The sequence below is a fragment of the Pseudomonas triticicola genome, assembly GCF_019145375.1.
GTDB lineage: Bacteria > Pseudomonadota > Gammaproteobacteria > Pseudomonadales > Pseudomonadaceae > Aquipseudomonas > Aquipseudomonas triticicola.
This window is the reverse complement of record NZ_JAHSTX010000001.1, coordinates 2014931-2035509: the sequence shown is the minus strand read 5'-3', so window position 1 is coordinate 2035509 and position 20579 is coordinate 2014931. Positions and strand designations below refer to the sequence as shown.

The window sequence follows — 20579 nt, the reverse complement described above, 5'->3', positions numbered from 1 at the left end:
GGTTGATCAGCCTCCCGCGAACAACACCAATCGCGGGCCGCGTATTCAGCGTCGAGATCAACGAAAACTCGACTGGCAAAGGTTCGTACAGCGCGAAATACAAGAACAGCGCCAGCTAGCTCAGTACGTCTGTCAGCTATCGATTCTGATTTAACGCTGAAAATCGGGCCGGTGACTCTGTGACTGTTGACGATACTGGTCACAAGACTGAGAATATGATGATCATCCTATTTTCAGTAAAGGAATTCCATGCGCCGGCTCCGACCTTTCCCCCTCGCGGTATGTTTGTTGCCCTTGGCCCTGACGGCGTGCGGGGATTCCTCCAGCGCAAAAGATCCACGTACCTTGGCGCCGATTGTCAGATCGGCAACGGTGCAACCGGCAGAAAATGGGTCTCGATCATTCACCGGCGTCGTCGCTGCGCGCACCCAGGGCGATCTGGGCTTTCGCGTTTCGGGCAAGGTGCTCGAGCGTCTGGTTGATACCGGGCAGACGGTCAAGCGCGGCCAGCCACTGATGCGCCTCGACCCGATCGACCTCGGCCTGCAGGCGCGAGCCCAGCAAGAAGCGGTGAGCGCCGCTCGCGCCCGAGCCATACAAACTGCCGGTGACGAAGCGCGCAATCGCAAACTCGTCGCCGCCGGCGCTATTTCGGCATCGGCCTACGATCAGTTCAAAGCCGCCGCTGACACCGCCAGGGCCCAGCTCAATGCCGCTGTGGCGCAAGCGGACGTAGCGCGCAACGCCTCGGGTTACGCGGTTTTGCTGGCGGACGCTGATGGCGTGGTGGTGGAAACCCTCGCCGAACCCGGGCAAGTCGTCAGTCCGGGACAACCGGTGGTGCGGCTAGCGCGGGCCGGTCAGCGGGAGGCCATCGTCCATCTGCCCGAGACCTTGCGCCCCGCGCCGGGCTCAACCGCTCAGGCAAAACTGTATGGCGATACGTCGGCTGCGGTGAGCGCAAAACTTCGTCTGCTTTCCGATTCGGCCGACAGCACAACTCGTACTTTCGAGGCTCGCTATGTGCTCGAAGGCAGTTTGGCCAATGCGCCAATCGGCTCGACGGTCACCGTCGAAATTGCTCAGGGTTCTTCGCCACATCAGGCGCTGAAAGTGCCCGTCGCCGCGATCTACGACCCGGGCAAAGGCCCCGGCGTGTGGGTCATCGCCGGCACACCGGCGACAGTGAGCTGGCGCCCGGTCGAGGTGCTGGGCTTGAGCGATGATTCGGCCCGTGTCGCTGGCCAGCTCAACGTCGGTGAGCCGATTGTCGCGCTGGGCGCGCATCTGCTGCGCGATGGCGAAGAAGTGCGCTTGCTTGACCGCGACGATGGCCAGATTGCCGGGAGTCGTCCATGAGCGAGGGCCGGTTCAACCTTTCCGCCATCGCCGTGCGCCAGCGCGCGATCACGGTGTTTCTAATTTTTCTGATCGCCGTTGCCGGCGTCCTGTCGTTCTTCAAATTGGGCCGGGCGGAAGATCCGCCGTTCACGGTCAAGCAGCTCACGGTGATTACGGCGTGGCCAGGGGCGACCGCGCAGGAGATGCAGGATCAGGTCGCCGAACCCCTCGAAAAACGCTTGCAGGAGCTGAAGTGGTACGACCGCTCGGAAACCTACACGCGCCCGGGACTGGCATTCACCATGGTCTCGTTGCTCGACAGCACACCGCCGTCGCAAGTGCAGGAAGAGTTTTATCAGGCACGGAAAAAGCTCGACGACGAAGCAATCAAGCTGCCGGCGGGTGTCATCGGGCCGATGGTCAACGACGAGTTCTCCGACGTGACCTTCGCGCTGTTCGCCTTGAAAGCCAGGGGCGAGCCGCAGCGCTTGCTGGTACGCGATGCGGAGACGTTACGCCAGCGCCTGTTGCACGTGCCGGGGGTGAAAAAGGTCAACATCATCGGCGAGCAGGCCGAGCGGATATTCGTTTCGTTTTCCCATGATCGCTTGGCGACGCTGGGCTTGTCGCCGCAGGACATCTTCGCCGCGCTGAACAATCAGAACGTATTGACGCCCGCCGGGTCGGTCGAAACCAAAGGGCCGGAGGTGTTTTTGCGCGTCGATGGCGCGTTCGATACGTTGCAGAAAATCCGCGACACGCCTGTTGTCGCTCAGGGCCGAACACTCAAGCTGTCTGACGTGGCCACGGTCGAGCGCGGCTACGAAGACCCGGCAACCTTCCTGGTGCGCAACAACGGCGAAGAAGCGTTATTGCTCGGCGTGATCATGCGCGAGGGGTGGAACGGTCTCGATCTGGGCAAGGCGCTGGATGCCGAGACAGTCACGATCAACGAAGAAATGCCCTTGGGCATGACCCTCTCGAAAGTCACCGATCAGGCAGTGAATATCGACTCGGCCGTTGGCGAGTTCATGGTCAAGTTCTTTGTCGCGCTGCTGGTGGTTATGCTGGTGTGCTTTCTTAGCATGGGCTGGCGTGTCGGCGTGGTGGTCGCAGCGGCGGTGCCGTTGACCCTGGCGATCGTGTTTGTGGTGATGGCGGCCACCGGCAAGAACTTTGACCGGATCACCTTGGGTTCGCTGATTCTGGCGCTCGGGCTGCTGGTCGATGACGCGATCATCGCCATCGAAATGATGGTGGTGAAGATGGAGGAGGGCTACGACCGCATCAAGGCCTCCGCTTATGCCTGGAGCCACACGGCAGCGCCAATGCTGGCCGGTACGCTGGTGACGGCGATTGGCTTTCTGCCCAACGGCTTCGCGCAATCAACGGCGGGCGAATACACCAGCAACATGTTCTGGATTGTTGGCATCGCGCTCATTGCTTCGTGGGTCGTCGCCGTAGCTTTCACGCCGTATCTGGGCGTGAAGTTGTTGCCGGACATCAAGAAAGTCGAAGGCGGGCACGCGGCAATCTACGACACGCCGCGCTATAACCGTTTCCGGCGCGTTCTGGCGTGGGTGATCACGCGCAAATGGCTGGTGGCCGGTGCGGTGGTCGCGCTGTTTGCCGTTGCGATTCCGGGCATGGGGCTGGTGAAGAAGCAGTTCTTTCCGACCTCTGACCGCCCTGAAGTGATGATCGAAGTGCAGATGCCCTACGGCACGTCCATCGAGCAGACCAGCGCCGCGGCGGCCAAAGTCGAAGCCTGGCTGCACAAGCAGGATGAAGCAAAAATCGTCACCGCCTATATCGGCCAGGGTGCGCCACGGTTTTTCCTGGCAATGGCGCCGGAATTGCCGGACCCATCGTTCGCCAAAATCGTCGTGCTGACCGACAGCCAGGACGCCCGTGAAACTCTGAAGTTGCGTTTGCGCGAAGCGGTCGCCGAAGGGCTTGCTCCAGAGGCGCGGGTTCGGGCGACGCAGATCGTATTCGGCCCGTATTCGCCATTTCCGGTGGCCTACCGGGTGATGGGGCCTGATACGGCGAAATTGCGCGACATCGCCGAGCAGGTCAGGGCGGTGATGCAGAACAGCCCGATGATGAGAACCGTCAACACTGACTGGGGGCCGCTGACGCCGACGCTGCATTTCAACCTGAATCAGGATCGCTTGCAGGCAGTGGGGCTTACGTCCAGCGCGGTCGCCCAGCAGTTGCAGTTTCTGCTCAGCGGCGTGCCGATCACGGCGGTGCGCGAAGACATCCGTTCCGTGCAGGTCGTTGGCCGTGCGGCGGGCAATATCCGCCTGGACCCGGCGCAGATCGAAGGCTTCACCTTGGTCGGTGCGGCGGGGCAGCGCATCCCGCTGTCGCAGATCGGCCAGGTCGAAGTGCGCATGGAAGACCCGATCCTGCGCCGCCGCGATCGCACGCCGACCATCACCGTCCGTGGCGACATCGCCGAAGGTTTGCAGCCACCTGACGTTTCCGGCGCGATCATCCAGCAGTTGCAGCCGATCATCGAAAACCTGCCTTCCGGCTACCGGATTGAGCAGGCGGGCGCCATCGAAGAATCCGGCAAGGCCGGCAAAGCGATTCTGCCGTTGCTGCCGATCATGATCGCCATGACCTTGCTGATCATCATCGTCCAGGTACGCTCGATCTCAGCGATGATCATGGTATTCCTCACCTCGCCGTTAGGCTTGATCGGTGTGGTGCCGACGCTGCTGATCTTCAACCAGCCATTCGGCATCAATGCGCTGGTCGGGCTGATTGCGCTGTCCGGGATTCTGATGCGCAACACGCTGATTCTGATCGGGCAGATTCATCACAACGAGCAGGAAGGGCTGGCGCCGTTCCATGCCGTGGTTGAAGCGACAGTGCAACGGGCGCGGCCAGTGTTGTTGACCGCGCTGGCGGCGATTCTCGCGTTCATTCCGCTGACCCACTCGGTGTTCTGGGGCACGCTGGCGTACACGCTGATCGGCGGCACGTTTGTTGGCACCATCATCACGCTGGTGTTTCTGCCGGCGATGTATGCGATCTGGTTCAGGATTCGGCCTGAGCGCTGACATCGAGCACGATTTTTCCCCGGGTGTGTCCGGCCCAGCTTTGTTTAACCGCGTCGACAACTCCTGTCAGCGGTACCACTTGAGCCTCAAGGCTGAGCTTGCCGGATGTGAACAGCGCGGCAATCTCGGCCAATTGGCTGCCATCGGAGCGGGTGGCGAAATTTTTGCCACTCACACCGTGCTCGCTTGCCTTCTGTGCAGAGGGTGCGCTTACGGGGGAAACCAGAACGCCCCCGCGCTTGATCACACTCCATGAGCGGTTCTGAGTTTCGCCGCCGACCAGATCAATGACCGCATCGAGGTCAGCAACGCTGTCTTCGAATTTAGCCGTGGTGTAGTCAATCACCTCATCGGCGCCAAGTGAACGCAGATAGTCGTGGTTCTTCGCAGAGCTGGTCGCGATCACATATGCACCGGCAAGGCGGGCGAGCTGGATTGCGAAGCTGCCCACGCCACCTGAGCCGCCGTGAATGAGGACTTTTTGACCTGCCTGAATCCCGGCGTGTTCATGCAAGGCTTGCCAAGCAGTCAGTGCTGCCGCCGGCACGCCGCCGGCTTCTTGCAACGATAGTGTTGTCGGCGTGAGGGCCAGACGATCTGGCGTTGAGAGGGCCTGGGTCGCATATCCGCCGGTAATCCCGATAAACCCGAACACCTTGTCGCCAACGACAAAGTCTCTGACATTCCTGCCCACCGCGGCGACTGTGCCTGAGACTTCCACGCCAGGCGTGTAGGGCAGTGGCAGAGGAATGAATTGCTGCATGGCACCGGAGAGGATTTTCCAATCGATTGGATTGATCCCACTACCGGCAACATTGATTAACACCTGATCGTCATTGGGTTTCAGATCCGCAAGTTCTTTGAGCTCCAGCGCTTCTGCCTGGCCGTACTGCGCGACTTGGATCGCTTTCATGATTCTCTCCGTTGTGATGGTCAAGGCTCGTCGGAAGAAATGGACGCGCCGGCGATTCGATTAGTGGCGACGTGCGTCGAGGCTGAAACGCCCTGCGCCGAAAGAAACGATCTGCAAGAGCCCACCGGCCATGGCGATATTCTTGAAGAAGTGAATGAACTGATTCTGGTCCGCCAGGGCGTTATGGAAAATCAGTGCGGTCAGTACGCTGAAAATCGCCAACAGCGCTGCGGTGGTACGTGTGCGATAACCGGCGATCAACGCTACGCCGCCGAGAACCTCGACAGCAATCGCTACGCCCAACGCCAGTGCGGGAAAAGGCAACCCGACAGAGCCGATGTAGCCAATCATCATGGCCGGTGCCGCGATTTTCGACAGGCCCGAAAGAATGAAGATCGCGCTCAGAAGAATCCGCCCGATCAAGGAAACGCTGCTGTTGAGGTTGGAAGACGTTGAAGCAGTGACGCTGGAAATTGTGGCTGCGTGGGACATGACGTGGATTCCGCTGATTTCAGCGCTTCACCATGAAGCGCCGTTGTGGAGCAGATGATGTCACCGCGCAGCTTTGCGCAATAGCCGACAAGTTTCGATGATCAGGTTCGAAAAAATAGAAATGCAGCAGAAATCGAAGTGGACCTTCCACTGTGGTCAGCGACGTGTGTTGGTGAGCAGGATCAGGCAAATGTCGCGGACTAATCGGATAACAGCGGCGGGGCGGATTCGGTACGTTGGTCTCGAACGCGGTTCAGCCGAATCCTGAACCGCCGCTATCAAGAGGAGTACTGCAATGAACGAGACTAAGGTTTGGTTGGTTACAGGCTGTTCCACCGGGTTCGGTCGCCACATTGCCACGGCGCTGCTGAATGAGGGTGAGCGTGTGGTGGGCACGGCGCGCAACACACAGCAGATCGAGGATCTGGCCGCCCTCGGCGACGCTTTGATTCTGCCTCTGGACGTGACCGATCCGGCGCAGGCGATGCAGGTCGTACAGGCGGCCGAGCATCGCTTCGGGCGCGTGGACGTGCTGATCAATAACGCCGGCGTTGGCTATTTCTCATCGGTAGAAGACAGCGACGATGAAGCTGTTCGGCGGATGTTCGAGGTCAACTACTTCGGCACGGCCAATATGATTCGCGCAGTACTGCCAGGCATGCGCAAGCGGCGCACCGGCATGATCGTCAACCTCACATCGGTAGGCGGTCTGGTCGGGTTCGAAGCGGTCGGCCATTACTGCGCGACGAAGTTCGCCGTGGAGGGTCTGTCGGAAAGTCTGCGCGCCGAAGTTGCGCCACTGGGTATCGGCGTGATGACCGTTCAGCCCAGCGCCTTCAGAACCCAATGGGCGGGGTCTTCGGGCGCCGCGCAAACGGTGGCCGAGGATTACCAGGCAACCGCCGGCGCTGCGATGCGCGCATACCAGCAATCTGTTGGCAATCAAGCTGGCGACCCAGCCAGGGCGGCAGCGGCAATCTACGCCGCGGTTACCTGCGCAGCGCCGCCGGCGCGCCTGCTGTTGGGCAATGAAGCCTATGAGGCAGCGCAGGCGAAGCTTGCCGCCATGGGCCGCGAGTTCAGCGCATGGGAATCTACCGCCCGTGGCGCGGACTTCCCGACGGCCTGACAGGCGAAGCCCGCACTGATGGCATGGACGCTGTCTATTGCCTGCAGCCATTGGCCTAGTTCGCTTAGTCCTCTGCCTAGACGTTTCTGCGAGCGCCTGGAGCATTGGGTAAAACCTGCGCAGGAATTGCATAACGGCACCGCGTCGCGACTTTTTACTCTTGCTTCAAGTCCTGCTGAACGGCAGGAAACTCTGATCTGAAAACAGGAGTTCTAAAATGTCCGATGTCGAAATTCGCGTAACCCCTGATGCGCAAGAACACGCCACGGCAAATCCAGCCGACGATCAGGGCAAGTACGTTGGCATGTGGGTGACAGCCGACGGTCATATTCGCCATGAGTTGCTGCCAAGAGGGCGATATGACGAGGCTCGCGGCCGGCAAAAAAGCGCTTATCAAGGGCACTACTGGCTGGAAGGCGACCACATCGAGTATGTGGACGATACTGGCTTCACCGCAGACGGAGAGTTTCGAGATAACGTGCTGTACCACGCGGGCATGGTGTTATATCCCGAGCGCTGACGCATAAGCCGGAATGAACATTCCGGCTTTTTTATTAGTGTCGTATTACAGATTCTGTGGGCGGAATTGATCGCGCAAATCCAGGGTTTCGCCCGCCACCATAAATTTCCCCTGCCCGCGGTAATGCAGGGTTTTGGGATTTTTCACCGACGTAGCCACATGCGCCTTGACCACTTCCCACACGAACAGACCGTACTCGCCGATAAGATTGGAGTCGAACAGCTTGCACTCGAAATTGGCGTAGCACTCTTTGATCAACGGGGCCTTTACCCGTTCTGCGGGGGCGGCTGTGAGGTCAAATTGGGCAAACTTGTCGATGGCGCCACCGCTGCTGTTGCCGACGGCAACAACCTGGTCCACCAATTCGACGGTGGGCACGTTGATGACGCACTGCTGGCTGTTGTGGATCAGCTCGTAGCTGTGGTTTGCACTCCAGATGTAGCAGCCAAACAGGGCGGGGGAGAACTGCATCATCATGTGCCAACCCATGGTCATAATGTTGGTTTCACCTTGCCAGGCGGAGGTCACCAGGACGATGGGGCCGGTTTCCAGATGCTGGCGAACCTCGCTCAAAGGGAAGTCGGATTTTCGAAATGCGGTCATGGCGCCTCCGGGGATCAAAAGAGGATAAACAGTTGTTGTCAGTCGCTTTCGACAATTCAACTTTCCTGCTTTTTGACATGCATCTCTCCGGCAGCCTTGCTCAGGCTGTCGGATTTTTGCTCTTTCCCTGAATTGCTTACGTCGGCAAGAGCTGTTCGCCGAACCGCTTGATCAGCCACTGCCCAGCCGGACCGGGCGGCGAGTCGGTTCGATAAATCGCATCGAAGGCATAGGTGCCGCCTTTACAGTCGGGCATATCAAGCTCGACCAGGCGTCCTTCGTCCAGGTCAGACTGAACCATGGGCACCGGCATATTCCCCCATCCGATGCCCTCTTTGAGAAGCATGTGTTTGGCGCCCAGATCCGCCAGTCGCCAAGTGCGAGTGCTCACGACGGCAAAGTCCTTGTCACCCGTAAGCGTTGAACGATCCGATAGCACCAATTGAACAAACTCTCTGGCAGCGCCAGGGGATTTGGAACACTCGGTTGCAAGCGGGTGTGCAGGCGCGGCGACCGGTATCAATTGAACACTGCCCACGCCGATGCGCTCGATGCCGTCCAGGCCAATGTCCAGCGGACCGCTGATGCCGACTCCAGCTTTCTTCTCCATCACCAGTTGAGTCACTGCCCCCAAGGCTTCCATGTGCAAGTGCAAAGTGACGGTAGGAAATTCTTCCCTGAAGGTCCTTAACGCATCGACTACTCGCTCGGCAGGGAGCATTACATCGAGCGCGAGGTGAACTTCTGCTTCAAGCCCATGCAGCAAACCGGAGACTTTTGCGCGCAGCCCATTTACGCCGTTGGTAATAGTGCGTGCTTCAGCCAGGACGGTTCGACCTGCCTCCGTCAGTTGCGGTTTGCGCGTGGTTTTGCGGTCAAACAGTGAAACCCCGAGCTGCATCTCCAGATTGGAAATGGAGTAACTCACCACCGATGTCGCGCGATGCAGTTTTCTGGCCGCAGCGGCAAAACTGCCCACTTCTACAACCGTCAGAAATACTTTCAGTTGATCAAGCGTTGGTGTTCCTGGATCGGAGATCATTTCTACTGTCTCGAACGTTTGGGGAGTACTTGTCCTGATTTTGCAGACAGCAGCATATACGCAAGATCGAGCACTTGATCGGCTCTAACAATCAATTGACCGGTTTGTTTCTTCGGCAAGCCATTCGCTGCGCGTGATCTCCCACACCTCCACAGGCATCGGCCCCGACACAAACTGGCCGTCCCGTCTGTCAACCATCCGCATGCCTTCATCTTCGGAAATCTTGCGCGAGGCGTGGTTGGCGGCGGCCTTGGGCACCTGCATCAATGGGCGCATCAACGTATCGAACCAGTAGGCATTGATCACCTTGCAGGCCCCGCGCATGTAGCCGTTGCCCTGAAACTGAGGGGCGAGCCAGAAGCCTCGATGGTTACCCGGTTGATCAAACAGGCTGATACTGCCGATGCAGCTCTCGGGCTGAACGCGGGTGCGGATCATCCAGTGCCATTCCTTTGCGGCAGCCATCGCGGGCAGCGCGACATCGCGGACGTAAACAAGCGCGCCGTCGTCCGGATACGGCCACGGAACGCGGCTGTCGAGATAGCGCACGACCTCCCATTGCGGAAACAATTGTTGCACCGCCGCTGCATCACTCAGTTGCAGCGGCGTGAGGATCAGGCGGCGGGTGTAAAGCGTGGGGATGCAATCCATGGCAATCAATCCTTGCGAGCAGTGGCGGGCAGGACCGGTACTCTCTCAAACGAGCAGTTCAAGTGTCGAGCGACCTGTGCGCGGTCTCACTCAACTAGTTCGATCAGCTCCCCACCGTCCTCTTTCAACCGCTGCAAAAACACCTGCGCCTCCAGCAATTGATACGGAAAATACAGCCCCGGCCTTACCGGCGCTTGCCCATCCAGCCCAACCAGCCGCTCCAGCAACATGGCCACACTGAGCCCGGTCAACGCCGCTGCGCCTGATCGGTGAACCACGGCGTGGCGGGTGCGCAATGGCTGGCCATCGTGATCCGTGCCTTCAAGTTCGATGAGTATTTCCGTCGACATCGGCTGGCCCTGACGCCGGGTCGAGCTGACGCCGCTGGCGAGGTTGAACTCGACGTTCGGGGCGTCGGTGGCGGCGGCCAGGCCTGTCACGTCGATGGAGGAGAAGCCGGCGCCCTGCAGGGTCGTGCCGTCGACGGCGCGGAAGCTGACCTTGGCATCGTCGCCTTCACGCCAGATGAATTCGCCGTCACGGCGGGTCAGCGCGGCGGGCAGCATTTTGTTCAGGTGCTCGAAATCGACGGCTACGGTCGGGCCGCCGCCGTCCTGTTCGTCGACCAGGGCATGAATGCGGATGTCGTGCACGCGGGCGAATGCCTTGGCGATGTGCAGCGTTGCGACGGTGGTGGCGCCGACCATCCATTCGTAGCCGAGGACAATGGGCGACGCGTCGGGGGTGTGAATGAAACTGGCGATTTGCGGGGCGATTTCGAACACCCCGGAAGAGATGCTCAGGTGCGGCACCTTGCGCTTTTGCGCAAAGCGCAGCCCGGCGAGGGCATGGTCCATGTAGAACAGGGCGATGGCGCTGACCGGGCGATCACCCAGCCCCAGATCATCTGCGCGAGCATCGATGACCACACCCTGGGCATTGCCGATTTGCTCGGCGGTTTGCTCAGCCTTGGCGAGGTCGCGTCCGCCGATCAGCAAGGGGACGTCGGGATGCGCCACGCGCAATGCGCGGGCCGTCTGATGGCCGATGGCGCCGGAGCCGCCCATGAACAGAATGGGATGAAGTGGCATGAATCCTCCTCATTTTTCCTGGATTGAAACGTGCTTGGGCTAGACACCCTAGCACGCACTTTCCAGTTCGCCGGTGCGCTTGGTCTGCGCACCGACGAACGACCACTTGAGGAATCAGCCCAGATGATGGCGCTCTGCAAGGCGATAAACATCGGTGTCAAGGCCTTCGAAACGGGCTTTCAACTGCAACGCCAGATACAGCGAATAGTGCCGTGACTGATGCAGGTTGCCGCCGTGGAACCAGAGGTTTTGCTGCTGGGTCGGCTTCCACATGTTGCGCAGTTCACCTTCATACGGGCCGGGGTCGTTGGTGGTGCCGGAACCCAGGCCCCAGCAGCGCCCCACCTTGTCGGCGACTTGCTGGGAAATCAGCTTCGCGGCCCAGCCGTTCATCGAGCCATAACCTGTCGCATAAACGATGAGATCGGCCGGCAAGCGGCTGCCATCGGTGAGCACCACCGCATCCGCTTCGATGCGTTCGACACCGAGGCCCGGCGCGCTCTTGAGCTTGATCGTGCCGTTGGCGATCAGTTCCGAGGCGCCGACGTCGATGTAGTAACCCGAGCCACGGCGTACGTATTTCATGAACAAACCCGATTCGTCATCGCCGAAATCGAGCATGAAACCCGCCCGGCTCAGGCGTTCATAGAAGTCCTTGTCGCGCTCCTTGATCGCGTCGAAGATCGGCCGATGAAACTGTGGCATGACCTTGTACGGAATCGAGGCGAACAGCAGGTCGGCCTTATCCGTGGTCAGCCCCGACTCGAGCGCCTCTTCGGAATAAAGCCCGCCGAAAACCAGTTCCATCAGGCTGTCCGAACGCACGATGTGCGTGCTCGAACGTTGCACCATGGTCACCTCGGCGCCGTTTTCCACCAGATCGGCGCAGATGTCGTGGGCTGAATTGTTCGCGCCGATGACCACTGCGCGCTTGCCTTTCCACGCATCGCCGCCGGGGTGACGGCTGGAGTGATGTTGCTGGCCCTGGAAGTCTTCGGCGCCGGGATACACCGGCACATTCGGTACGCCAGACATGCCGGTGGCGAGGATCAGTTGCGTCGGTTGCAGGGTGACGGGCTCGCCGTTGCGCAGGACCTCCACGGTCCAGCGATCAGTCTGTTCATCGAACGTAGCGCCGAGGCATTCAGTGCGCGGCCAGTAGTTGAGTTCCATGACTTTGGTGTACATCTCCAGCCAGTCGCCGATCTGGTCTTTCGGGGTGAACACCGGCCAGTGGTCGGGGAAGGGCAGGTAGGGCATGTGGTCGTACCAGACCGGGTCGTGCAGGCACAAAGACTTGTAGCGGCCGCGCCATTGATCGCCGGGGCGTTCGGCTTTGTCGATGATCAGCGTCGGTACGCCCATGCGTTTGAGCCTTGCGCCGAGGCCGAGCCCGCCCTGACCGCCGCCGACGATCAGGCAGTACGGTTGCGTGGTGATGCCCAGCGCCGCTTCTTCATCGCGGCGGCGCTCCAGCCAGTTGCGCTTGTCAGCGTGGGCATGGCCGTGGCTCGCCCCCATGGGCCGGCGGCGGCCGCTGGGTTCTTCGTAACCCTTGAGTTCGCGCATGGTGGTCAGCAGCGTCCAGCACAAACCGTCCTTCAGGCGCACGTAGCCTTTGCCGCGCGCCGAGTCGGTTTCCAGGCTCATCCAGCCTTCAAGCACGCCATCGCTAAGCGTGGCTTCACCTTCGAGTTGCCAGCGTTCGGGCCGGGTCTGCTCAAGGCGTGTTTCCAGCATGTCGCGAATCGCCGGTTTGCCTTCCAGGGTGACGAGGTTCCAGCTGAACAGCAGCAAGTCACGCCAGTGACATTCTTCGGCAAACAGCTCCAGCGTGCCGTCCACATCTCGTTGCGCCAGACGTTCGCCGAGGCGTTCGACCCAAGCGGCGAGTTGCGCTGTTGGCGATTGCAAAGGGGTTTCAATAGCGATGTTCATGGGGCCACTCCCGATCTTGTTGTTTTGGTAAGCCATGGCATCAGAGCAAGGCTTGGGCCATCTCCTTGAAAGACGCGGGCCAGAGCGTTTGATGCAAAGGCCGACAAGGCTTGGCACAGGCGACATGTCACAAATTCGAGAATCGCGGATGACACTGTGTCACTCGGCGCGAAATTCCCCCGCAACGAGCTTTTCATCTAAGCTGCGGACACACCCGTGTCTTCACCGAAGCGGAGAACAACAACAATGAAACCGGCCTCGATCAATGCCCACGCGCGCCAGGTACTGCAAGCCGTGCAGGGCTCTGTTGCCAGCCACAGCGCGGCGGCAGACCTGGCGATCACCCGTTCGTGGCGGCGCTGCCTGGATCAATACCAGCTCGATCCGGCCAGCCGCCGCGCGCCGGATGTGCTCGAACAGGCGCGTTTGCGCGAACACCGTGCGCCGCTGGAACACATCATTTCCGTTGCGCACTGGCAGATGAACAGCCTGCACCAGCAACTGGGACGTGACGGCCATGTCGTGCTGCTCACCGATGCGCGCGGCGTGGCGATCGACAGCGTGTTCAACGAAGCCGAACGCGGCGAGTTCCAGCGCTCCGGGCTGTGGCTCGGCTCGGTCTGGAGCGAGGAGCACGAGGGCACCAACGGCGTCGGCACCTGCCTGGTCGAGCGCCAGCACGTGACCATTCGCCGCGACGAGCATTTCCGTGGCCAGCACGTCGGCCTGACCTGTTCGGCCAGTCCGATATTCGACGCCAGCGGTGAGTTGCTTGCCGTGCTCAACCTTTCCTCCGTGCGCGAGGAAAGCAGCCTTGAGCAACGCTTCAAGGCCATGGCCCTGACCAATCTGTCGGCCAGGTTGATCGAGAGCTGTTTTTTCCTTGGCCACGATCCGCAGCGCTATTTGCTGCGGTTTCATCCCGACGCCGGGTTTGTCGGGCTGCTGGGTGAAGGCCTGCTCAGCTTCGACGAGAGTGCGCGGATCTGTTCGGTGAATGCGGCGGCGCTGGATCTGTTGGGCCTGAGCCGCGAGCAGATGGTCGGGCAGTCGTTGACGATGCTGCTGGAAACGCCGATGGAGCAGTTGCTCAATCAGGCCAGTGCCCAGGCGCACGTCTGCTGGCCGATGCGGTTGATAGATGGACGCCTGTTCTACGGCCAGTTGCGCGAACCGATCCGCTCCGCGCCGTTGACCCTTGCGCCTGTCCCGCCAATCAAGGATGAGCGCGTGTGCCTGGAAGACCCGCGCCTGCAACGCGGATTCGCTCGCGCGTTGCGTGTACTGGAGCGTGACGTGCCGGTGTTTCTGCAAGGTGAAACCGGCACCGGCAAGGAGGCCTTTGCGGCAGCGCTGCATCGCGCCAGCTCCCGCGCCGGCCAGCCGTTTGTCGCGATCAACTGCGCGGCGATCCCCGAGACGTTGATCGAAAGCGAGCTGTTCGGCTATCGCGGCGGCAGCTTCACCGGCGCGCGCAAGGACGGCATGGTCGGCAAGCTTGAGCAGGCCCATGGCGGCATTCTGTTTCTCGACGAAATTGGCGACATGCCCCTCGCGCTACAGACCCGTCTGCTGCGCGTGCTCGAAGAGCGTCAGGTCGTGCCGTTGGGCAGCGCAACGCCGCGACCGCTCGATGTACGCCTGATCAGCGCCAGCCACCAGAATCTGCAAGCCTGCGTGGCCGACGGACGCCTGCGCGAGGACCTGTTCTATCGCGTTGGCGGTTTCGCCGTGGAACTGCCACCGCTGCGCGAGCGTTCCGACAAGGGCCGTCTGCTCGACCTGCTGCTGCGCGAAGAAGCGGCGGGCGCCACTGTGCGGCTGCAAGCGGGAGTTCGAGAGCGCTTGCTGGCTCAGCCCTGGCCGGGCAACGTCCGGCAACTGCGCACCTGTTTGCGTACGCTGGTGGCGTTGGCGGTGGACGGCCGGGTCACGCTGGAGGACGTGCACGAGTTACTGCCCGCAAGTGACGACCAACCTGTTGACGATCCACTGGGCGTATCCGAACGGCAAACTCTGCTCAGCATGATCGAAGCTGAACACTGGCATGTCGCGCGAGTTGCCCGTCGTCTGGGGATCAGCCGCAATACGCTGTACCGCAAGCTTCGTCAGCATGGGATCACCCGACCTGGTTGAAGACAATCGCGATCATTTGCGTTAATTCGCTGTTGATTGCGTGCATTGCCGGGAAATTGCTTGGATCCAATCATTAACTCACTATATCGCACGCCGACAAGCGGTAGGCTGAGCCTATTGCTAAAAGTGATGGCGCAATGACATATTGCAGCACCTCTCCTCACCTCAAGATGTACCGAAAATGCGCCCCCTCAAGTCACTTGTTGCAGCGTCGTTGCTGCTCAGCGGGTGCAATGGAATGCCAGTCGCTTTTGTTCAGGATCCTGTTTTAGACCAAGCCTTTGTCGTTCACTCCGGCGCGCCTTTGCCTTACGTGCTGATGGGTTCGGCTGTGCAATGGAACGAAGACTTCGCCGTGACGGTGAAGCACATTCCTTACTTGTCGGGCACGGTTTTCCAAGGGCAGGCAGACGTGCAGTTCTTCCGCCACAAGGCCAATAGCGTGCCGGCGTGGCGCGGCTACAAGCCGGGCGAGGAGCTGACTTCGGTGGGCTTCAATTCGCTGTACATGTCGGTCAAGGGCACCGGCCAGGCGTTGCCGGCCATGGTTCGCCTCGACGTCAAAGAGGGCAACGTGCTTTACGGCACCCATAATGGCGCGCTGGCCAAAGGCATGTCCGGCGGGCCGGTGTTTTCCGCCGACGGCAAAGTGGTTGGCATCAACGTGGCGTTCCTCACCCGTGACGACGTCAGCCGCCTCAAGCGCAAAGACTTGCTCGATCAACCGCGCGTGAGCATCTTTTTGCCGTACGCGGAGATCAATCGCGAGTGGTCGCGCTATCAGGCCAGCATCACTCCGACGACGCCACCAGCGACCAAACTGGCCAGCCGCTGATCAACGTTCGCGCAACGCTTCGCGGGCGCGGTTGAGCGGTTTGATCAGGTAATCCAGCACGGTTTTTTCGCCGGTACGGATGTCCACCGTGGCGATCATCCCGGGCACGATGGCGAAGCGTTTGCCGGCCTTGTTGCGCAGTTCATCCGACGCGGTACGGATGAACACGCGGTAGTAGAAGATTTCCGGCTTGGCTTCGTCCTGAATCGTGTCCGGCGAGATCGTCACCACTTCGCCGTCGAGGCTGCCGTAGATCGAATAGTCATAGGCGGTGATTTTCACTTTCGCCGCCTGGCCCGGATGAATGAAGGCGATGTCGCGCGGCGAGATGCGCGTCTCGATCAGCAGTTGTTCATCGAGCGGCACGATCTGCATGACCTGGCCGTTGGGCGCAATGACGCCGCCAATCGTGCTGACCTCGATGTCCTTGACGATGCCGCGCACCGGCGAGCGCAGTGTCAGGCGCGATAGTGAATCGGTGCGCCCACGGATCACCGCTTCGAGTATCTGCGCTTCGGCGTTGGCCTTGGCCAGGTCTTCGCGGGCGCGGACCATGTAATCGGAGCGGGCTTCGGTGGCCTTCAATTCCAGCTCCGAGCGCTGACGGGTCAGGCGCAGCACTTCGACCCGGCTCGAGGCGCCGATCTTCGCCAGATTTTCAGTGATCGCGAGTTCGCTGCGCACCAGTTTCAGCGAGCTCTGAATACCGTCGAGGGTTTCCGCCAGACCTTTGCGCCGGGTCTGGTAGAGCTCGGTTTCGGCGCGGATCAGATCGGGGAATTCCTGCAGCGATGCGTCGAAGGTCAGCGGCTTTTCGCTGACTTCGGCCTGCAAGCGGTTGACGCTGGCCAGCGCCGCGCGGTACTTGGCCGCGCTTTCGCCGACGTTGGACTGGTTCTTCACCGGGTCCAATTGCGCGAGGATCTGGCCGCGCTCGACCAAAGCGCCTTCGCTGACGTTGAGCTGCTCAAGAATGCCGCCCTCCATCGACTGAATCACCTGTTCGCGCGAGCTGGGCACCACTTTGCCGGTGCCGGTCGAGACTTCGACGATCTCGAACCACGCGGCCCAAGCAATGAAGCAGGCAAGCATCAGCGCGCAACCCCAGATCACCTTTGCGCCACCGGCAAGAGCGCGCTCATCGCGGCCGTCGAGGTAGGACATCGGGTCCGGCACATCGGTCATCATCGGCTTCATACCGCCACTCCTTTGCCCGGTGCGCGCAGCCGCGCCAATGCCGCGTCGCGGTGGTCGTCAATGACGATACGCCCGTTGTCGAGAACGATGATCCGCTCGACCAGTTGCAACACACTGACCCGGTGCGTGGCGACCACCAGCGTTCGGCCCTGGGTCCAGGTCGCGAGTTTTTCCAGCAGCAAACGCTCGGTGACGTCATCGAGCGCGGCCGTCGGTTCGTCGAGCAACAGCACTTGTGGCTGACGGATCAACAAGCGCGACAGCAACAGGCTCTGACGCTGACCGCCCGACAGGCCCAAGCCACCTTCAAGCACTAAATGATCCATGCCTTTGGGCAGCTGCCGAACGAAATCCAGCGCGCCAGTGACAGTCAGCGCGGCGATGATTTCCTGATCGCTGGCCTGACCGGCGCCGAGGGTGATGTTGTCGCGCAAGGTGCCATGAAACAGCCGCGCCTGTTGCGACAGCAGGCCGACGTCGCGGCGCAGGTCGGCCGGATCCAGATGCGCGAGGGCGATGCCGTCCAGGGTGGTTTCACCGCTGCTCAGATCCATCGCGCCGCCCAGTGCTTGCAGCAACGTCGACTTGCCAGCGCCGTTGCGGCCGAGCAGGGCGATGCGCTCGCCGGGCCGAATGCTCAGGTCGATGTTGTTGAGCGCCGGGGTCGATTCCTCGCTGTAGCGGAAGCTGGCCTGACGCATGCGGTAGTCGCCACGAATCGCCGGCAGGTGCACGCGCTGACTGCCTTCGGGATGATCCACCGGCATCTGCATGATCCGGTTCAAGCCTTCGAGCGCGACCTTGGCCTGCTGCCATCGCGTGAGTACGTGGGTCAGTTGCGCCATCGGCCCCATCATCCGCGACGACAGAATCGACGCCGCGACCAGACTGCCGGTGGTCAAGTCACCGGCAATCACCATCGGCGCGCCGAACACAATTACCACCGCAAACACTCCGCCTTGCACGTTCTGCGTCCACGCCACCAGGCTGTTGGTCAAGGTGCGCAGGCGCAGGCTGCTGTCCGCCGAGGCGGCGTTGTACTGGTTCCACTGTTGCTGGAAACGCTGCTCGGCCTGCAATGCCTTGATGTCGTCGAGGCCCTGAATGCTTTCTACCAGCATGGCGTTGCGCAGCGCCGCTTCACGCATCGAGGCATTGGCCAGTCGCGCCAGACGCGGTTGCGCGATGATCCCGGGCAGCAACATGAACACCAGCGCCACCAGTGGAATCAGCACCAGTGGCCCGCCGATCAAATAGAACACCAGCAGGAACAGCAGGAAAAACGGCATGTCCGCCAGTGCCGTGGCAGTGCTGGAGGTGATCAGATCGCGGATCTGCTCCAGCTCGCGCAACTGCGAAATGAACGAACCGGTGGATTTCGGCCGCGCCGAATTACGCAGACGCAAGGCATGGCCGAAGACCAGATCGGAGACGCGCAAGTCGGCGCGTTTGCCCAGCACATCAGTGATGCGCAGACGTAGAATGCGCATGACGAAATCGAACAGCAGCGCCAGCATCACCCCGCCGAACAACACGTACAGGGTCGGCAGCGACTCGGCCGGAATCACCCGGTCGTACACCTGCATGGAAAACAGCACCCCGGCCATGCCCAGCAGGTTGGCCACCAGTGAGGCGATCATCACTTGGCTGTAGGGCCGCAGATCGGTGAGGACGATGCGCCGGAACCAGTGCTCGTCGTAGGGCTTGATGTAATCGTTGGTGCGCACGTCGGCCACCGGTTGCGTCGGACGCAGAATCACCGTGCGCAATGCCTGCTCGGCGAGCGCGCCAGCCTCCATGCGACTCTGCAAACCCTGGTCGCCACTGAAGCAGATGCCCAGCTCGCCGGTTTCGCCGATGCTTTCGAGCACGCCGACCTGACCGTCGCGCAGTTGCACCACCAGCGGCGTGCGCCAGCGACTCAGGCTCTTGTTATCGAATACCGCGAATTTCACGCTCAAACCGGCCTGACGCGCCATGTGCCGAACCACTTCTTCGACGCGGCCTTCGCTGTGCACCGAGGCCAGGCGCACGCTTTCCGGCGAGACGTCGAGGCGATAGTGACGGGCGACCTTCAGCACCGCTTCCAGCCACGGTGAATAATCCTCGCGAGCTTCGGCAGCAGCGGGTTCGGGAACAGTGATGCTGGCATCGGTCATGGCAGGATCTCGACATTCTGGATGGCGCTGTGGTCGATGCCGAAGACCCGGCGAATCGCACCGCTGTTGTAGAAGCAGTCGATCTGCAGGCGTTGCAGATCAGCCTGGGTGTTGACCAGATCGAAGCGCGACTGATGGATTTCCTGCTCGGCGTTGAGCAGGTCGAGCAGCGGCCGCGTGCCCAGTTCCAGGTACTGGCGGCCATACAACATGCGCGCCTCGGTGATGCTGGTCTGGCGAAATTCCAGCGAGCGCAGCCGCCGGTTCAGGCCCGAGGTTTGCGCCTGGGCTTCAGCCAGACCCTGGCGCGCTTGCAGCCGGGCGAAGTCTTCGGCCGAATCCGCTGCGGTCAGCGCATGCCCGGCTGCGCGGCTGCGCGCACTGATCGCACCGCCCTGGTAGATCGGCACTTCGAGGTTGAGGAAGATCCCCACTTGAGTGCGATCGGCGCGCGAGTTCTGATCGTCGTAGTGGTCGTCCAGGTATTGGTTGACCGACGGTTGCAGCGACAGGGTCGGGTAGGCCTCGGCTTTGGCCTGGGCCAACTCGGCCTGGGCCTGGGTGCGTTGCGCAGCCGCTTGGAGAACGGCGGGCAGGGTGTCGGAGATCTGCGAGGCGTCGCAGGCCTGAGTCAGCGTCGGCGCGGCGGCGTCGCTGACTGCCGGCGGGGTGCGCCGTCCGAGCAGACTGGTCAGGGTCGCTTGCCAGCGTGCGTATTGCGCCTTGAATTCCTGCAATGTGGCCGTCGCGCCTTCGGCCCGGGACTGCGCCTGGACCATATCGGAACGGGTGCTGGCGCCCATGTCGCTGCGCTGTTTGGCCAGGTCAACGATGCCGCCGATGCCCTGAATCTGCTCGCGCGCAACCTCGAGCAGACGCTGATAACGCTGCACCTCGATGTAGGCCCTGGCGGTGTCGCGGGCAATGTCGTCGATCGCCAGCAGAATTCCGGCCTGACTGCGCGCCACCCGGGCGCGGGCGGCGTCGACCGAACTGGAAACCTTGCCGAAGTCATACAGCATCTGCTTGAGGGAAATGTTCACCGACTGGCTGCCGGCATCGCTGCCGTAACCGCTGGTGTAGCCACCCTTGATGCCGCCGGTGACCTGCGGGTAATAGCCGGATTCGGCAACGTTGATCCCTTCGCCTTGCTGGAACAGGGTGCCGATGGCTTCGCCGATGCGTGGGTGCCAGTCCACGGCCAGCCTGACCGCTTGTTCCAGTCCCAAAGCGTCCGCATCGGCAGACGCTTTTAAAGCAGGGGCAGGGCGCTGACGGCTTTCATTGCCTGCCGGTTGTTGCAGTTGCGACGGGCTGATGCTGCGCAAGCTGCTGTCGAGGTTGTCGTCGGCGCGAACGCCGGCGGTGAAAGCGGGGTAGAGGCCGATGGTCAACAGGACCACCGGCCATTTCTGGCGAAAAACTGACTCCACAGACTTCCCTTACTGTTGAGAGACC

General features: G+C 61.2%; 16 protein-coding genes. 6 read left to right on the top strand and 10 right to left on the bottom strand.

What is annotated here, in order from left to right:
* Nucleotides 1-249 precede the first annotated feature (249 nt).
* Nucleotides 250-1359 carry an efflux RND transporter periplasmic adaptor subunit gene (locus tag KVG85_RS08995; RefSeq protein ID WP_217863623.1) on the top strand — a complete coding sequence of 370 codons (1110 nt, stop codon included), beginning with the start codon at nucleotides 250-252 and terminating at the stop codon, nucleotides 1357-1359.
* Nucleotides 1356-4415: an efflux RND transporter permease subunit gene (locus KVG85_RS08990; RefSeq protein ID WP_217863622.1), complete on the top strand. Its 3060-nt coding sequence runs from the start codon at nucleotides 1356-1358 to the stop codon at nucleotides 4413-4415. Before KVG85_RS08995 ends, KVG85_RS08990 begins: the two co-directional genes overlap by 4 nt.
* Here KVG85_RS08990 and KVG85_RS08985 read toward each other — a convergent pair.
* A complete protein-coding gene (locus tag KVG85_RS08985; protein WP_122610076.1) occupies nucleotides 4393-5328 on the bottom strand; it encodes an NADP-dependent oxidoreductase in 936 nt (311 codons plus the stop codon). The genes KVG85_RS08990 and KVG85_RS08985 overlap by 23 nt on opposite strands.
* A 60-nt stretch (nucleotides 5329-5388) precedes the next feature.
* A complete protein-coding gene (locus tag KVG85_RS08980) occupies nucleotides 5389-5820 on the bottom strand; it encodes a DoxX family protein (RefSeq protein WP_122601593.1) in 432 nt (143 codons plus the stop codon).
* 295 nt (nucleotides 5821-6115) lie between these two features.
* On the opposite strand from KVG85_RS08980, the gene KVG85_RS08975 reads away from it, so the two are divergent.
* Both KVG85_RS08975 and KVG85_RS08970 read left to right on the top strand, forming a co-directional pair.
* Nucleotides 6116-6949, top strand: a complete 834-nt coding sequence (locus tag KVG85_RS08975; RefSeq protein ID WP_217863621.1) for an oxidoreductase — start codon at nucleotides 6116-6118, stop codon at nucleotides 6947-6949.
* 304 nt (nucleotides 6950-7253) lie between these two features.
* Nucleotides 7254-7469, top strand: a complete 216-nt coding sequence (locus KVG85_RS08970; protein ID WP_050977888.1) for an Atu4866 domain-containing protein — start codon at nucleotides 7254-7256, stop codon at nucleotides 7467-7469.
* Between the two features lie 45 nt (nucleotides 7470-7514).
* Here KVG85_RS08970 and KVG85_RS08965 read toward each other — a convergent pair whose 3' ends face one another.
* The 5 genes from KVG85_RS08965 to KVG85_RS08945 all read right to left on the bottom strand — a co-directional run bounded on the left by KVG85_RS08965 (nucleotide 7515) and on the right by KVG85_RS08945 (nucleotide 12794).
* On the bottom strand, nucleotides 7515-8072 hold the full coding sequence (locus tag KVG85_RS08965) for a flavin reductase family protein (RefSeq protein WP_056785061.1): 558 nt from the start codon (nucleotides 8070-8072) through the stop codon (nucleotides 7515-7517).
* A gap of 136 nt (nucleotides 8073-8208) precedes the next feature.
* A complete protein-coding gene (locus KVG85_RS08960; protein ID WP_024012654.1) occupies nucleotides 8209-9114 on the bottom strand; it encodes a LysR family transcriptional regulator in 906 nt (301 codons plus the stop codon).
* 84 nt (nucleotides 9115-9198) lie between these two features.
* Nucleotides 9199-9765 carry a GNAT family N-acetyltransferase gene (locus tag KVG85_RS08955; RefSeq protein WP_217863620.1) on the bottom strand — a complete coding sequence of 189 codons (567 nt, stop codon included), beginning with the start codon at nucleotides 9763-9765 and terminating at the stop codon, nucleotides 9199-9201.
* Between the two features lie 86 nt (nucleotides 9766-9851).
* The gene (locus tag KVG85_RS08950) at nucleotides 9852-10856 is read right to left on the bottom strand and encodes an NAD(P)-dependent oxidoreductase (RefSeq protein ID WP_217863619.1); all 1005 of its coding nucleotides are present in this window, start codon (nucleotides 10854-10856) and stop codon (nucleotides 9852-9854) included.
* 114 nt (nucleotides 10857-10970) lie between these two features.
* Nucleotides 10971-12794 (bottom strand): NAD(P)/FAD-dependent oxidoreductase, encoded by a 1824-nt coding sequence (locus KVG85_RS08945; RefSeq protein ID WP_217863618.1) that lies wholly within the window; start codon nucleotides 12792-12794, stop codon nucleotides 10971-10973.
* A gap of 246 nt (nucleotides 12795-13040) precedes the next feature.
* Here KVG85_RS08945 and KVG85_RS08940 point away from each other — a divergent pair, with 246 nt between their 5' ends.
* Nucleotides 13041-14930, top strand: a complete 1890-nt coding sequence (locus tag KVG85_RS08940; protein WP_217863617.1) for a sigma-54-dependent Fis family transcriptional regulator — start codon at nucleotides 13041-13043, stop codon at nucleotides 14928-14930.
* Between the two features lie 238 nt (nucleotides 14931-15168).
* Nucleotides 15169-15765, top strand: coding sequence for a trypsin-like peptidase domain-containing protein (locus KVG85_RS08935; protein ID WP_024012659.1), 597 nt, complete (start codon nucleotides 15169-15171; stop codon nucleotides 15763-15765).
* On the opposite strand, the gene KVG85_RS08930 is transcribed toward KVG85_RS08935, so the two are convergent.
* The 3 genes from KVG85_RS08930 to KVG85_RS08920 are packed head-to-tail and all read right to left on the bottom strand — an operon-like array spanning nucleotide 15766 to nucleotide 20554.
* Nucleotides 15766-16953 carry an HlyD family type I secretion periplasmic adaptor subunit gene (locus tag KVG85_RS08930; protein WP_437182197.1) on the bottom strand — a complete coding sequence of 396 codons (1188 nt, stop codon included), beginning with the start codon at nucleotides 16951-16953 and terminating at the stop codon, nucleotides 15766-15768.
* Between the two features lie 5 nt (nucleotides 16954-16958).
* Entirely contained in the window at nucleotides 16959-19121 is a 2163-nt protein-coding gene (locus KVG85_RS08925; RefSeq protein ID WP_110645708.1) for a type I secretion system permease/ATPase, read from the bottom strand.
* Nucleotides 19118-20554: a TolC family outer membrane protein gene (locus KVG85_RS08920; protein ID WP_217863616.1), complete on the bottom strand. Its 1437-nt coding sequence runs from the start codon at nucleotides 20552-20554 to the stop codon at nucleotides 19118-19120. Before KVG85_RS08920 ends, KVG85_RS08925 begins: the two co-directional genes overlap by 4 nt.
* Between the last annotated feature and the right edge of the window lie 25 nt (nucleotides 20555-20579).